Origin of the sequence: Paenibacillus barcinonensis (assembly GCF_003217495.1) — a bacterium.
Classification (GTDB): Bacteria; Bacillota; Bacilli; order Paenibacillales; family Paenibacillaceae; genus Paenibacillus; species Paenibacillus barcinonensis.
Genome location: NZ_QJSW01000020.1, coordinates 77,682 through 92,215, shown reverse-complemented (window position 1 = coordinate 92,215; position 14,534 = coordinate 77,682). Strand labels below are relative to the sequence as shown.

Genomic DNA, 14,534 nt, shown 5'->3' with positions numbered 1-14,534 from the left:
TCGAATGAAAATGCCAATGGGCTCCTGCGAGAGTTTTTCCCCAAGGGAACGGATTTCGCCCAAATCACGGATGAGGCTCTAGAAAACGCTCTGGACTTGATCAATCACAGACCACGAAAATGCTTGGGGTGGAGAACCGCTCATGAATCCTTTTCAGAGGAACTGTCGCACTTGGCTTGACAATCCGTCATAAACAATTTTCTTAATGCTCTCGTAGGACAAAAAATACTGACTCGCCAATTCTTCTATGCTGACCCCATTGCGGAATAAGGATTGAATCTCAACATTTCGAGCAGACACCCTGCTCTTGCTATGAGTTTTCTCGCCCCATTTAAGATGTGCCTCTTTGGGTTTGGGGATATAAATTAGTTCACCTTGAACGTATTCTTGAATGCTGCGCAGCAGTTCTTCAGGAAAAATAGATTCGGCATTGGAATATTTCATGGGCCTCACTCCTTATTTAATGGATCAATAAGGTGCAAAGCCAGTTTTGAATACTAGGATTCAACGTTGGCAATTTTGGTTGTTAATCAGCTCTACACAAAGCATTGCCATATCGTTCACTGGCTTTGCATAGAGCCAAGCATGTAAGAACCCCACTCCGATTTCTTTCACCAGATTCACCTCCCAGATTAATGAATACTTCTTGCTATATAAGTTGAACTAAAAATTTAATACCATCCACTCCAATTTGCTCATCAATCCAGACACATTAGTCAGATATCGTCTATCGCTCACGGCAAGTGGCAAGTGCAAGTCTGCCACCCTCTGCTGCGAGCGCTAACGATCAGGAGAAGCCTTATTTCGGCATATTTGGGCTTTGGAAAATTTTAACGATCCCCAGAGACGCTATTGTGCTGAAACCAGCTTGATCAGGCTCCTTTTTCAGGATTTCGAATGAAATAAGCTTCCTGGAGATCGTTAGAATTCAAATGTCCCCGATTCAGGGAAAATAAGCTCTATGGGGATCGTTAGCCTTCCCTCTTCGACTTAAACAGCCTGCCAAGGCTGGTATTCTTGCCCCAGTACAACGCTCTTTGACGATCATGAACTGTTAATCGGTATAATGTCGTTTCTTTAGTTCAACTTATATAGCAAAATGAAAAACCTCAGCTTGGTTAACCCAGCTGAGGTAGTTAGATAACCTTCTTCAGCACTGCAACTGAGGTAGCGTTCTGATTTCGTGAATAACGCATCAGGCGCTTTGAATACCTTTAATCACTTCAACCTTTTTATCCCCTGCTGATTTCGCTACCTCTAATGTTGGATTATCCTGGATAAACACGATCGCACCAGCAGTCAGCATGGATACGGCTAAGACTGCGCTGAGGGCTTTGGACATTTTCTTTTTGACCATAACGATTACCTCCAATGTAGATAGGATTTTCATTTTCCGGTTCAATAACATGAATCCGCAAGCAAGTTTCTCACACTAAATAACAGCATTTCTCTTTTATTGTTGGATAATGCAGTTGTTAACTGCATTATATCGTACTACCAATGATTGTAAAAGGTTTTTTCTTCCTACGGGATCAATTGAGGACAAGCCATACATTGCAGTGTGTAATTTCATTACATCTTACTTGAGAATTCACCATATAAAGTGGTTGTCCAGCTTCAGTAGTTTTTCAGAAAAAACTTCGTTGGCTCGGGTAGGTATTTGATCCTTTCGTCGAACGAGAGAAAAATTTCTCTCCATCAGAATACCCGGAATAGAAATTTCCTTGAGCACTCCTGCGGACAGCTCCCTTTTTACAACCCAGCGAGACAACATCGCGATGCCTAGACCAGAGAACACGGCTTCCTTCACGCTCTGACTGCTGTTAAACACATATGAACGGCTTATGCGGAGCCCCGTCTGAGCTAGAAATCGATCACTAACAGATCGGGTTCCTGAGCCAGTCTCGCGAAGCACCCATATTTGATGCTGTAGCTGCTCCAGATCTATATTCATAGAAAGGCTTAGCGGATGCCCTTCCGCAGCCACAATAATCAATTCATCCCGCATAAAGGTTGTCACATTCAAGTCAGGAGCCTCAATGTCTTCCTCAACCAAACCAAAATCGATATCACTACGTCGAACAGCTTCAATAACCTGAGACGAATTTCGGATGAATACTTCCATGGACACGTCGGGGTACTGCTTGGCAAAGGATGAGAACAAGCGAGGAAGCACATATTCTCCAATCGTAAAGCTTGCTCCAATCTGTAGTGACCCACTTACGTTATCTTGTAATCTGGCTATATCCAATTTCACCGATTCATACAGATTCAGCATTTCCTTGGCACGCACATAGAGCAGCTCCCCTGCTTCCGTCAATTTGACCCACTTGGGCGAACGATGCATTAATTTCACATTAAATTCCTTCTCCAAATTCCGGATTTGCGAACTAACACCAGGCTGTGACATGTGCAATATTTCTGCTGCTTTTGAAAAATTTCGCTGTTCGACCACAGTGACGTATAACTTCAAGCTTTCAACAATCATAGTGAAGGTCTCCTCTTCCCGTTTAGCGAGCTCTATTTCATTTTTATTTCTTACGGCTTCAATTCATTTTAATAAATTAATAATTAGTTTTAATTATGATATGCATTTCATTCCTGTATTTCTCTTCTGAATCATAACTAATTATAGTTATACATGACCACGAAATAAAGGAATCGGATGTGATCTGCATGAGTCAAATTTACGTTTTACAGCAGGAGAACCACAAGGAAAAACGAGGCTTCCTGTCAGGCCTTGCCTTAACACTCATCCTGGCGCTGACTGCCAAATATGCAGCTAGCTTCCCATTGCTAAACATGATGGGTCAGCTCGTGCTTGCGATCCTGCTTGGCATGATCTGGCGGGCCATTCGCAATGTGCCTGAGCATATGGCCAGCGGCATTTCTTTTTCATCCAAAAAACTTCTACGATATGGAATTATTCTGCTTGGCATGCGATTGAACTTACGTGATATCCTCCATACAGGTCCTATGGTTGCTGTAATCTCCATTCTAAATGTTGCGATAACGATATTTGTTGTGTACGGCATTACAAGATGGTTCAAGGTTGAAAAAAACCTGGGGCTGTTAACGGCATGTGGAACAGGCATCTGCGGCGCGGCAGCCGTTGTGGCCATTGCCCCGCAAATTAAAGCCAAGGATGAAGAAGCAGCAATCGGTGCGGCAACCGTAGCCATTCTCGGAACGATTTTTACCATCGCCTATACGCTTCTATATCCCTTTCTGCACTTGTCTTCATCAGGATATGGCATCTTTGCAGGAGCAACGCTGCACGAAATCGCTCACGTCATTGCAGCTGCGGAACCAGTAAATAAAGAGGCTGTGGATCTGGCAGTCATGGTAAAATTAACAAGGGTTGCCCTTCTGGTTCCGGTTGCTATGTTGTTGGGATTCTGGTCCAATCGTCAGTTTCATTCTAACGATCCGGGTAACAGCACGTTAAATAAGAGAAGTTGGAAAGCTCTGCCGATCCCTTGGTTTATATTGGGTTTCCTCATAATGAGTGCAGTCAATACGTCGCATATTATCCCACATGATCTAACCAATCTCATCATTGTTAGTGCATATTTGCTTATTGCTATGGCGATGGCGGGTCTGGGTCTTACTGTAGATACTGCCTCGTTCCGACAGAAGGGTTTAAAGGCTTTTGCGGCAGGTTTTATCGGCTCAGTGATTCTTTCCCTTACGGGATATGCATTGATCCGAATGTTTGGGTTAGGCTGATAGAGCGATTAAGCACTCATTTCCAATCCCAGAATGCTAAAAACCGTTGAGCCCTTTCGGATCAACGGTTTTAACACAGCGAAGATTCTCCTTCTATTTTAATCTAAAACGGTTACGCGCATATTTTTTCACGAGAAGAATAGCGCTAAACGGATAGGCCGCAGTCAGGACCGTCAAAACAACGGTTAATGCCCATAGTGGAGGTGCCAAATACATCGTCACAATAAAACCCAAAGTAATGAAGCCGTTTGCCAATGAGAATAAAGGACTATTTGTCTCTAATTCCACTGTATAAGGTTGAAACACATAATATAACAAAAGATGGTGTACTGAGAAAAATGCAGCAAGTGCAGCGGTTATAACCCAAATGGGAAGTAGTGCACTTATGGTTGCCCCGTCAGTTAGTATGAGTACAGGTACACTTAGCACAGCTGCTAAACATAAACCTAATTTTAGATTTAACTTTAATAAACTTCTCAATCTTAACAGAAAATGCTGCTGCGCATGCTCACGGTAAAATGGATAACGCATCAAGGTTCTATCACAATGGTAGAAGAAAGCTCTGCAAATCTGGCTTCCTACAGTTAGATGCAGCATAACTACAATGAGTAAAGGAGAAGATCTTGCAATGAATTCACCAGAAATATGATCTCTGAAGATCAGTGCCAGGAAAGATAATATGAAACCAATGACCATAATCGCGATTAAACGTCTGCGGAACGGTGCCCGAAAGAGATTAGCGTGCCTCTTAACAAAGAGTACATGCATTTGCTCGTATCCCTTTTTGCTAAAGGTGCTCTGTTCACCGACATGAAGGTTGGCCAGATCATTGTCTTTGGACTGAACCATTCTTTGCTGAAGATCGGCTATCATAATTTCTGTGTTCAACAATGGATCAGCATAATTGGTTACTGCGCGGACTGCTGATGCATAATCAGTATGTTTTAGCAGCACATACCCAGCGACAGCCCCTGACAGCAATATCAATATAACAAACCATTGTTGATCCAATACTGCAGCACCAAATGGAGGAATGCTCCATTGCGTTAAGGGAAAATAAGCAACAGTCAGTGTAAGTAACATGGTCAAACTCATAAGCCATGTTTTCCGAACAAGAACGATGCCTTTCCGTTGAAACAGCTGCAAATGAAAAAATTCGCACAGCACCCGCCAAAATGTCATGATTCCTACGGCCATCCATGCGTGAATGATTGAAAAGTTAAAAAATACCGAAGCAAGGGTAAATGCAATGCCTTGATACAAGAAAAATGTTGTATACCTGTTAAGAAGCACAGCCCGTATAAACCGGTTTGGATTCATTCGCATAAGCCGGACAGCAGTATACTTCATCTTGTTGGATTCCAACACTTTTGCACCAGTTACCCCGCCCATTATGCCACTGATGCATAAATACATATGAAGAAGAAGTGTAAACCGCTCCGTATCAGGCCCTTCCGTCCATAACAGTATGGGCCATACGAGTAATATCCCGAAGTAGAGTATACTTTCGAACAAACCAGCACCCAGTCTTAAAATTACGGCGATTGCACCTAATATACGTTTCGTGCGAAAAGCAGCATACGTTTGATCACGGATTAACGAGCCTATAACCGGTAAGCTTTGCATGAAATATATCAAACGGTTGACTAGCGAAATCACCTGCAGCTGCCACATGCGAGAAATCGTACTAAAGATTCCCTGCATCGGCATTCTCCCTCTGGACATCCTGTCCGTTGTCATCTCGCAATAACTCAATAATTTGTTCTTCAAAGTCGTGTTGCGTAAGGATTTCAGGTGAAATTGGAGTCAAACTGCCATGATTTAAAATAATTAATTCATCACACAGATCCGTTGCTAATTGTAAGATGTGCGTGGAGAAGATGAGAATATGATCCTTTTTCATATCACGCAGCAATTGTTTCATCTCGCTTGCAACGATGACGTCGAAGGAAGTCAAAGGTTCGTCCAACAGAATCACCGTAGGTTTTATGAGTAAAAATAACAACATTTGAACTTTATTTTTCATTCCGTGCGAGTAATGCTTAATGAGCTTGTGCCGGTCATCCTCCGCAATGTGCATCATATCGAACAAGGCATCTAGATCCGTTCCCCGCTCTTCGATGACATCAGCATTAACCTCAATAAAAAAACGTACAAACTCATATCCAGTTAGAAATTCTGGCAGCATAGGCAGAGAATACACGTAACCTACGTCATGCATCTCTAAATTACGGGTTGTCGCTTCATGAACAAGTTTCATCGTACCGTTATCTGTTGGAAGCTCACCACTTAAACAATTAAACAATGTTGTTTTTCCAGTGCCATTTCGTCCGAGCAGACCATAAATCTTACCCTTTTCAAATTGAAAATTTACATCGGATAATACCTTTTTTTCACCAAAACTCTTCCTTACATGCTGTAATACCAATTTCATTTATTTGTTCCTCGCTTTCAAAGCATTTCATTTTTATATTCATATTTAATAATTGTTTAGTTTTCATACAGATCCATCCCTTCGATTTTTTTCATAAAAGGACAACCATGAACATCCTTTTATAATTGAATCATCTTACTTAACCCATTTGATCATTATTGGAAAATAAGACAATCACTCTTATTTGTATTCTATTTCGAACGATGTAATTCCTTGTATTCACACATAAAAGAATACTTGGCATAGCAAAAAAGTCGCTACAATAGCGACTTCAATGAGGATTTTGCGTGTGTTCTTTTATACGTATGATCGGATTCCAGTTTAATACAAATACCCTAATAAATCTAAAGTTCCTTTATTCCACTCTTTATTTCCAACGTTTTTTACCATTAATTCGTTCAGTGATTGGCAGCCTATTTCTTTAGTGGTCTGAGATTCATGATCAATTTTCATCCATGTACACTGGTTTTCAACCGTTGTATATCCGTTTTTCTCATATAAAGCCATGTGATCTGCAAATAATAAAATAAAATCGATATTCCTCTCTACTGAGAATTTATCAACCTCTAACAATAAAGAGGTGCCTATTCCCGCAGAGCGAGCTTGATGTGAAACACATAGTTGGTGAATTCAATTTGATGACTGGATAGATCAGCAGCGGTCAATTCGGAACACATGATGGCGAGATCTTTCGTATATCTTCCTGATCCCGCACCAATCTCTAACACTCTATCTGCAGGCTTAACATAACGCTTCAAAATATCAAAATGTACCTGATACAAAAGTTCGCAATGTCCATCTTTTTCAAGGCGTGTCCATTCACGGTCACCATAGTTATCATATCGGTTTCTTGCGATCTGACCTGATTAACATCCTGAAATTCCCAAGACATACTCGAATAGAATTCAGTTTTTTACATGCTATAGCATGTTTTAGGTCGAATGCATTACCCGTTATAAATTCTAATTAATCTTCTCTCACATTTCGGTACAACTTATCTAATGTCACTTTTAATTGATCTAATTCATCAGGCTCTAGACCACGTGTAACATGATCATGTGCTTCCTTAACCGTCAGCAGCAATCGTTCTTTCACTTCCTGGCCCTTGGAAGATAAATATAAATGATGTGAGCGCTTGTCTTGATCATTCATCATACGTCGAACCATGCCCTTGCGCTCTAATGAATGAATCATTCTTACGACCGTTGTCTGATCACGATCAATGGCCTCGGCAAGCTCTTTTTGAGTCATAGCCTTGTCTGGATCAAGATAAGAGATAATACTCCACTGCTCTGGTGTAACCTCATAAGGTTTTAATTGTTTTGTAAAATAGTTCGTAAGCTTGACATCTGTCCGATGGATCAAGAAGCCGGTAATATGATATAAGTCCATTGCAGTACCCTCATTCATCACTTTGTTACACCAATTATAGGTGATCTGATTAAAGGTTACAAATGACATACATCCAATACATTAAGGGCCGTTAATCCTGATTTAGAAGAAATGATATACGGACACAATCAAACTGAGTACAAACAAAACCAGTGCAGGGATCGCTTTTTGTATCGGATCTTTAGCCAGAACAATCAAGGTGAACGCTCCGGCAAGCATGGTTCCGCCTAACAGCATACCAGCTAATATGGCTGTGACGGGCATCCATATGCCCACGATCATGCCAACGGCCCCTACAATCTCGAACGAACCAGTCATAACGTTAAAAAATGATGGCAGTCCAAAACGTTTAAATTCATCTGCCATTTTACCTGAAATAATTTTGCTTCCTGTAAAAAGGAAAAAGATACCCAATAAAACTTGTAGAATTGTGATAAAAATGCTCATCGTTATCCTTCTTTCATCCGTTGTACATATACAAGTTAAATATGCTGTAGGATCTATAGTAATCAACAATCCAACTATATGCCATAGCATGTATTTTGATATATTTAGTTCAATAAGTCAATACTGCAGATCTTTTGATGCAAAATGACGTAAAAAAGCCGCTATCATAGCGACTCTAGGAAAAATATATCTACTCTACGTCAACCGGGTGCTTTAATTGATCTTTATAGTAATCGATATAAAGCTTACCGTTACTCCCGATAACTGCATAGAAAACATCACTGATTTGTTTCTTTTGAGACTTGAGCTGCTCCGTTAACTGGTTTTGGGAAACGTGATTTAAGCTCATATTTTCTTTCAATAAGTGTCCATCCATAATGATTTCAATGGGCAATCGTTCCTTCGGGCTGTCTTTTTTATGCATATCCTGCATCGTTATTGTCCTGAATTGTTTTTTCTTCATAACTGAAATTTGTCCGTTAACTTCTAATAAGGCGTATTCGACCTCGTTTATATCAAAAACTTCTTTTTGCCTGAGCGCCTGGTTGAGAGAATCAAGCGTCATTTTGTTTTTGGACAAATTATGCTCCAATATCTTTCCGCCTTCAATTAACACTGTAGGAGATCCTTCTGCTAACAAACGGATTTTTCGGCTTCGGAGGTTTAATTTAGACAGTAAATACGATGTCCCGGTAAAAACGACAAGGGAAATGATGAGATGGATCACCTCCATTTTTTCATTAAATGCCAGATTAGCTGCAATAGCCCCCATAATTACAGCGGTAACGAAGTCATGAAAATTCATATTGGATAATGTTTGTTTACCGAGTATTCGTGCGATGACTAATAAGAGCAGAAATGCTGAAATACTTCGAATCAAAATAATGAAATGATCGTACAACAGAAACACCCTTTCTTCGAAACAAAACGCAGGATTTTCCTATAAGTATGTACATACTAGACTCCAAATATAATGTGATGGAATGAAATCTTTACCATTGAACCGATTGAGCCCCAGGAGTATCCTCTGCTAAAAAAACAACCGTTGATTATGCTCAGATCAACGGTTGTTTTACCTCCATTTTCAAAACGGGTAACGAGCAGCTTAGAAAGTCTACGGATTGGTATCATTCCCGAATACTTTGACTTCCCATAATCGCGGGGTGTACCAGTTATTCGGGTTATTATGCAGCTTTGCATTTTGCATGTTAATTCGCACATATCTTGCTGTAACACCCGATAATGAATCCGAAGTGAAACCATAGGATGTGTTGTTCGTTCGATCCAAAGCGACGGTCCAGTTGATATTGTCTGTACTTGTCTCGATAGTATATCGATAAAAGCCTTCGGATCCCTTTTGCATCCACCAGGAGATTTGCACGTTCTGAATCTGCTGCGCTGAGCCAAGATCTACCTTCCACCACTGAGGCCAAGAGCTTCCTGTACCCACCCATTCCGTTTGGTAATTGCCATCATTCGCATAGGTGGCCGGATTCGTTCCTGATGTCGTTTGGGCGGTGGCCGGTTTACCTTGCGACAGTAATTTTCCATTCTGTACGGGCACTAACTTATCATCACTGCTGTTGTACATCACTTGGTCAAAATAATCATAGAATGCATAACCGTTGGAGAACCACACAGGAAGCAGACGCTCTTCGGTCGTTCCATTCTGTGTACCTGCCCAGCCAAACATCCAGCGATACGCAACCATGACCACGTTTTTCCCTGTATCCGGTGTGACTCTGAACACTGAACCGGATTGTGCAGAGAACGTGGACGTGTTGCCGATGGTACGCAAGTCAGACCAAGGCCCTTCAATTTTTGTTGCAGAGGAATACAGCGGTATACTTGGGTACCAGCCTGCCGCTTGAGAGGAGAACAGATAATATATGCCATCCTGTTTAATCATTTTAGGCAGCTCTCTATGTTGATTTTGATAGATCAACGATACCTGAGTATCTACATCGAGCCAATCCGCAGTCAACTTGTACAAGATGGTATCCGAATTGTTATTTGCGGTAGAAATCAAGTAAGCTACATCGTCATCATCGACAAAGATGGAGATATCACGGGACTCTTTTCCTTCCGGCCGGAAGCTTTTGTGAAAGGTAAAGGATTCTCCTGGTGTGGCTGAAGCAACGGATACTCTTGCCAGAGTGTAGTCTGTACTATTTTCATAGTGTGCCCAGAATACAAATTGGTTCGTTGCTTCATGGTAAAGCACGTTAATACCTTCAAATTTGGCGTTAGCCAAATCAGGATGATCGGTATAAGAGAGTACAACCTGATCATTACCGTAATGAATATCATCGGTGGAGGTCTGCTGAATCATCTGACCGAATCCGCCGGTAGGCTTTTGTACAAAATTAAATCGGTAATACGTGCCTCCGACTTTGAGCTGATTGGGCAGCTTGAGTGTAGATTGAACCGTGTTATCAAACGTGCTCAGGTTATTTGGAAGCGTATAGGGTACATATTCGGATGATTTTACAGCTGCCAGCAGAGCCGTTCCGTTATATGCTTTAATTTCATAACGATATGTACTGCCGATGTTAAGCCCGTAATCGTCAGTCGTAGTACCGGCTAAGGTTTGTAGCAGAAGATAAGGCCCGTCATTCACGGAACGGTACAGCTCATATGTCAGGGCTCCAGCCACAGGAGCCCAGTGAATTTTGGCATTGGAGACATTCGATTCATTTTTCAGTACGAAGAGTGTAGCAGCAATCTTCGTTTCATTACTGGTTGCCTGCACATGTTGAGCTGAGAACGCTAAATGAAAAGTGAACAAAACGAATGCAAGTAAAATCGCAAGCCTTTGTTTGCCTTTGATCATGACGTATCATCTCCATTTTTTTATTTGGAACCAGCTCCCATGCAAGAGAGCTGATGCTGCACAATCGTAAACGGCCTCTTATTTCAGCTTCATCCGCTCCATAATATCCGTCTCGTTAGCCTTGCTATACCATTCATTTACTTCTTTGGTGATCTGGTCCCCTCCCTTCTCATGCCACTGTTTTACAAAGGAGTTGTAGGCTTCGACGGGCAGATTGCCATATATAATCTTGGTGAACGTCTCCTGTTCCATTGTTGTCAGCTGTTCCCACACATTTTGCATGGTCTGAGTTGGTGGTCCATTAAATGCATTGGGCAGTAATACTTCACGTTGTTCGTAAGAGATACGGTATCCGTCCTTCAGTGTCTGATCCCTGGAATCACTCTGGATTAGAACGCCGGTATCAGCTTTGACGCCGTTTGCTAGATCGTAATACGATTTACCGGGGCCATCCACACTTGGCGTGTTTTTGGTAAAGGCCATTTTCCCGACACCTTGGATGGCTTCCAGAGGTGTATTGAATTTTTTTGGATCAAAAGTTACCTCCTCGTTGACGATATCGTAGTCGTATCCCTGAGCGTAGCCGTACTTGAAATCGCCTGTGCTGAAGGCAGCGTCGTACATTTTATCGTAATACAGGAAGAAAGCCTCCATGTTTTTAAAGTCCTTATTAAACATAAATACGCCGTCGTTTAACTGTGCTGTCTGGTAGGTTTTATCTCCATGTCCTCCCCGGATCGTTGGTTGAGCACTGATTTTAGCTCCCTTAATATTTTTCTCTACATCTTTTACACTGTCATACAGCCAAGGTCGCCCAACAATGATTCCTGCTTTCCCTTCCGTAAAATCCGATAAGGCATCCCATGCACCTTGTGTAGCAAGCTCTTTATTTAAGTAACCTTTAGCATACCATTCCTGAAGTTTGGCAAGAGCCTCCTTGTTGCCATCCGCGACAGATCCATAGGTAAGTTTGCCATTCTCTTCTACCCATTGCCTAGGGATGTGTTTACCTGTAAATGCACTAAAGATCATCACCGGGTCACTTACCCAACCTGTATTGTAGGAATCCTTACCCGAGAACGTAAAGCCATAGGTATCCTGTTTTCCGTTACCGTCAGGGTCTTTCAGCGTAAAGGCGGATATAACTTGCTCCAATTCATCCATTGTTGTTGGTGCTTTCAGATTAAGATTATCCAACCAATCCTGACGGATCAGCATGATCTCTCCTTCCGTCAGATTGGGGGCAATAGCCATTCCATATACTTTTCCGTCTCGTACAACCGGATTAAATGTTGTTGGGTACTGCTTGTAGATTTCTCTTAACCGTTCTGGCATATAGGCAGCAATATCATCTGTAATTTCCTTAACCCTTCCTGAATCAATCAGATCATTGATTAGCATCGTATCATACACTGGCAGTACATCAGGAAGCTTTTCCGAACCGGTCAAAGCCAGTCTGAGTTTTGTATTATACTGTGAGGCATCGCCGCCCAAAAGTGTTGTTTCTATTTTAATTCCCAGATGTTCTTCTCCCCAGCGTGTCAATACATTATCATTCAGACTTTCCCCATTGATGTATTTGCCCGCATTTTCATCCTGCTGCTTCGCAATCGTCATCGTGATCGGTGGATTATACTTCCCGTTCTTTTGCTCTGAAGCTGGTGCGGATTCGTTACTACTCTCCCCGTTGCTGCAGCCAGTCATCAACACAGCCGTAAGCAGGGTCATACTCATTATTTTTCTCATATAACCTGTTGTTTTCATTAGAAACATGCCCCCAATATTGGTGTAGTGAAATTCCTGTAGAGTTATGATTTTCTTGACGCGTATTATTCTTTGACGGCTCCCATCACAATGCCTTTCACGAAATATCGTTGTAGAAAGGGGTAAACGAGAATGATCGGCAACGTACCAACAAAGATCTGAGCCGATTTGATGCTTTGTTCGGACATAGCGGCTACTTCAGATTGACTCATAGCCATGCTTTGCATGTTACTTTGAACGACCACGGTTTGGAGGAAAGAAGCCAGCGGATACTTGCTGGCATCCGACATATACAATATTCCATCGAACCAGGAGTTCCAGTGCCCTACCATAATGAACAAGGATACGGTAGCTATCCCCGGTAAGGATAGGGGCAAATATATTTTCCAAAGAATATGGAAAAACGATGCTCCATCAATGAAAGCAGCCTCCTCCAGCGCTTTAGGAATGGTTTTGAAGAAATTAACGAGCAGAATCAGATTATAAGCTCCAAAAGCACCGGGAAGAACCAGGGCCCATATTGTATCTTTAAGCCCCAGGCTGGTGATCAATATGTAAGAAGGAATTAGACCGCCGGAGAAAAGCATGGTGAAGATAAAGAACCACATTAGAGCGTTGCGACCACGAAATTCTTTGGACAACGCATACCCTGCACAGATCAAAATAAACATGCTAATGAAGGTTCCAAGCACCGTCCGAATAATAGATATCATCATGGAGCCAATGAAGTTGGAATTGTTAAAGGTTTTGACATAAGCATCTACGTTGAAGCCTACCGGCCAAAAGGAAACCATATTACCGCTAACTGCAATCTTGCTGCTAAGGGACTGCGCTAATAGATGCAGCAAAGGGAGCAAACACGCGAGTGCTGCGACGATCATGAATACATAATTAAATATAGAGAACATGCGATAACCTGTCGTTTTATGATACATGATGAATCTCCCTCCCTGCTAAAATATTTTGTAATTGGCATACTTGTAGGCTAGTCTGTAGGATACAACAATCAGCACCAGACTGATTCCTGATTTGAATAATCCGACAGCTGTTCCGAACCCATACTGCCCGTTTAATAAGGAGGAACGATACACGTAGGTGTCAATGATGTCTCCTGTGCTGTAAACCAGCGGATTATACAGGTTGAAAATCTGATCAAAGCCTGCGTCCAGAATACTCCCCAGACTGAGGGTTGAAATGACGATAATCATGGGCAGCATGCTGGGCAACGTAATAAAACGAATTTGCTGCCTTCGTGTAGCACCATCAATCTCCGCGGCTTCATAATAGGAAGGATTAATCCCGGCAATAGTGGCCAGGTAAACGATCATGCCAAAGCCGAAGCTTTTCCATACATCACTGATGACTACCGTGTATCGAAACAGGTCAGGATTTCCTAGAAAATAAACGGGCTGGATTCCAAATAGCGCTGTTAATATTCGATTCACGCCACCCTCCAGACCCAAAATATCAATCATTAATCCTGCAACCGTGACCCAGGAGAGGAAATGTGGCAAGTATACCAACGTCTGAACACTCTTCTTGACACCGATGTTTCGCAGCTCGCTTAGAAGAATCGCCATAACAATAGGAACAATAATGCCAACAATTATTTTGGAGACTGCGATAATTAATGTATTGACGATAGCCTGAGTGGCCTCATCATATTGAAATATTCTTTCGAAATTCGCCAGACCAATCCAGCGAGATCCACTTATTCCCAGCCATGGCTTGTAATCCTGAAATGCCATCAGCAGACCGACCATAGGTCCATATGAGAAAATACAGACGAAGATAAAAGCAGGAATGCATAATACATATAAAGGCCATGTTTTTTGCAGTTCCTTTTTCCATGTTGGCTTAAGGGTCCTGGTTTTGACGGATGTTGCTGTGGATACAGATGAAAATTTACGAATGCTGCATACCTCCTCTTGGGTG

General features: G+C 41.9%; 16 protein-coding genes. 2 read left to right on the top strand and 14 right to left on the bottom strand.

Going from position 1 to position 14,534, the window contains the following annotated elements:
• The coding region (locus DFQ00_RS22910; RefSeq protein ID WP_146236148.1) for an IS30 family transposase at nt 1-180 on the top strand (180 nt) is incomplete at its 5' end.
• Here DFQ00_RS22910 and DFQ00_RS22905 read toward each other — a convergent pair.
• The 3 genes from DFQ00_RS22905 to DFQ00_RS22900 all read right to left on the bottom strand — a co-directional run bounded on the left by DFQ00_RS22905 (nt 154) and on the right by DFQ00_RS22900 (nt 2,488).
• Entirely contained in the window at nt 154-444 is a 291-nt protein-coding gene (locus tag DFQ00_RS22905) for a CD3324 family protein (protein WP_110898802.1), read from the bottom strand. The two genes, DFQ00_RS22910 and DFQ00_RS22905, sit on opposite strands and share 27 nt — an antisense overlap.
• A gap of 751 nt (nt 445-1,195) precedes the next feature.
• Nucleotides 1,196-1,357: a hypothetical protein gene (locus tag DFQ00_RS29290; protein ID WP_167433811.1), complete on the bottom strand. Its 162-nt coding sequence runs from the start codon at nt 1,355-1,357 to the stop codon at nt 1,196-1,198.
• Between the two features lie 234 nt (nt 1,358-1,591).
• Nucleotides 1,592-2,488 carry a LysR family transcriptional regulator gene (locus DFQ00_RS22900; RefSeq protein WP_110898801.1) on the bottom strand — a complete coding sequence of 299 codons (897 nt, stop codon included), beginning with the start codon at nt 2,486-2,488 and terminating at the stop codon, nt 1,592-1,594.
• A gap of 188 nt (nt 2,489-2,676) precedes the next feature.
• Between DFQ00_RS22900 and DFQ00_RS22895 the strand changes: the two genes are divergently transcribed.
• Nucleotides 2,677-3,729 (top strand): YeiH family protein, encoded by a 1,053-nt coding sequence (locus tag DFQ00_RS22895; protein ID WP_110898800.1) that lies wholly within the window; start codon nt 2,677-2,679, stop codon nt 3,727-3,729.
• Between the two features lie 93 nt (nt 3,730-3,822).
• On the opposite strand, the gene DFQ00_RS22890 is transcribed toward DFQ00_RS22895, so the two are convergent.
• From DFQ00_RS22890 to DFQ00_RS22840, 11 genes are all read right to left on the bottom strand, one after another.
• Nucleotides 3,823-5,433 carry a hypothetical protein gene (locus DFQ00_RS22890; protein ID WP_110898799.1) on the bottom strand — a complete coding sequence of 537 codons (1,611 nt, stop codon included), beginning with the start codon at nt 5,431-5,433 and terminating at the stop codon, nt 3,823-3,825.
• Nucleotides 5,417-6,163 carry an ABC transporter ATP-binding protein gene (locus DFQ00_RS22885; protein ID WP_110898798.1) on the bottom strand — a complete coding sequence of 249 codons (747 nt, stop codon included), beginning with the start codon at nt 6,161-6,163 and terminating at the stop codon, nt 5,417-5,419. Before DFQ00_RS22885 ends, DFQ00_RS22890 begins: the two co-directional genes overlap by 17 nt.
• 321 nt (nt 6,164-6,484) lie before the next feature.
• The gene (locus tag DFQ00_RS22880; protein WP_110898797.1) at nt 6,485-6,736 is read right to left on the bottom strand and encodes a hypothetical protein; all 252 of its coding nucleotides are present in this window, start codon (nt 6,734-6,736) and stop codon (nt 6,485-6,487) included.
• A gap of 11 nt (nt 6,737-6,747) precedes the next feature.
• Nucleotides 6,748-6,945: a class I SAM-dependent methyltransferase gene (locus DFQ00_RS29640; protein ID WP_208643815.1), complete on the bottom strand. Its 198-nt coding sequence runs from the start codon at nt 6,943-6,945 to the stop codon at nt 6,748-6,750.
• A gap of 184 nt (nt 6,946-7,129) precedes the next feature.
• On the bottom strand, nt 7,130-7,555 hold the full coding sequence (locus tag DFQ00_RS22870; protein WP_110898796.1) for a MarR family winged helix-turn-helix transcriptional regulator: 426 nt from the start codon (nt 7,553-7,555) through the stop codon (nt 7,130-7,132).
• A 102-nt stretch (nt 7,556-7,657) separates the two neighbouring features.
• Nucleotides 7,658-8,008: a DoxX family protein gene (locus tag DFQ00_RS22865; RefSeq protein ID WP_244213974.1), complete on the bottom strand. Its 351-nt coding sequence runs from the start codon at nt 8,006-8,008 to the stop codon at nt 7,658-7,660.
• 184 nt (nt 8,009-8,192) lie between these two features.
• Entirely contained in the window at nt 8,193-8,882 is a 690-nt protein-coding gene (locus tag DFQ00_RS22860; RefSeq protein WP_341866281.1) for a YetF domain-containing protein, read from the bottom strand.
• 234 nt (nt 8,883-9,116) lie between these two features.
• Nucleotides 9,117-10,835, bottom strand: a complete 1,719-nt coding sequence (locus DFQ00_RS22855) for a galactose-binding domain-containing protein (RefSeq protein ID WP_110898793.1) — start codon at nt 10,833-10,835, stop codon at nt 9,117-9,119.
• A 78-nt stretch (nt 10,836-10,913) separates the two neighbouring features.
• Entirely contained in the window at nt 10,914-12,599 is a 1,686-nt protein-coding gene (locus DFQ00_RS22850) for an extracellular solute-binding protein (protein ID WP_110898792.1), read from the bottom strand.
• Between the two features lie 65 nt (nt 12,600-12,664).
• Nucleotides 12,665-13,534, bottom strand: coding sequence for a carbohydrate ABC transporter permease (locus DFQ00_RS22845; RefSeq protein ID WP_110898791.1), 870 nt, complete (start codon nt 13,532-13,534; stop codon nt 12,665-12,667).
• Nucleotides 13,535-13,552: 18 nt separating this feature from the next.
• Nucleotides 13,553-14,437: an ABC transporter permease gene (locus DFQ00_RS22840; RefSeq protein ID WP_341866282.1), complete on the bottom strand. Its 885-nt coding sequence runs from the start codon at nt 14,435-14,437 to the stop codon at nt 13,553-13,555.
• Between the last annotated feature and the right edge of the window lie 97 nt (nt 14,438-14,534).

Excerpts from the sequence above, each read along its gene's own strand:
- DFQ00_RS22905 (WP_110898802.1), bottom strand. The coding sequence starts at position 444 with ATGAAATATTCCAATGCCGAATCTATTTTTCCTGAAGAACTGCTGCGC.
- DFQ00_RS29290 (WP_167433811.1), bottom strand. The coding sequence starts at position 1,357 with ATGGTCAAAAAGAAAATGTCCAAAGCCCTCAGCGCAGTCTTAGCCGTA.
- DFQ00_RS22900 (WP_110898801.1), bottom strand. The coding sequence starts at position 2,488 with ATGATTGTTGAAAGCTTGAAGTTATACGTCACTGTGGTCGAACAGCGA.
- DFQ00_RS22895 (WP_110898800.1), top strand. The coding sequence starts at position 2,677 with ATGAGTCAAATTTACGTTTTACAGCAGGAGAACCACAAGGAAAAACGA.
- DFQ00_RS22890 (WP_110898799.1), bottom strand. The coding sequence starts at position 5,433 with ATGCAGGGAATCTTTAGTACGATTTCTCGCATGTGGCAGCTGCAGGTG.
- DFQ00_RS22885 (WP_110898798.1), bottom strand. The coding sequence starts at position 6,163 with ATGAAATTGGTATTACAGCATGTAAGGAAGAGTTTTGGTGAAAAAAAG.
- DFQ00_RS22870 (WP_110898796.1), bottom strand. The coding sequence starts at position 7,555 with ATGGACTTATATCATATTACCGGCTTCTTGATCCATCGGACAGATGTC.
- DFQ00_RS22855 (WP_110898793.1), bottom strand. The coding sequence starts at position 10,835 with ATGATCAAAGGCAAACAAAGGCTTGCGATTTTACTTGCATTCGTTTTG.
- DFQ00_RS22850 (WP_110898792.1), bottom strand. The coding sequence starts at position 12,599 with ATGAAAACAACAGGTTATATGAGAAAAATAATGAGTATGACCCTGCTT.
- DFQ00_RS22845 (WP_110898791.1), bottom strand. The coding sequence starts at position 13,534 with ATGTATCATAAAACGACAGGTTATCGCATGTTCTCTATATTTAATTAT.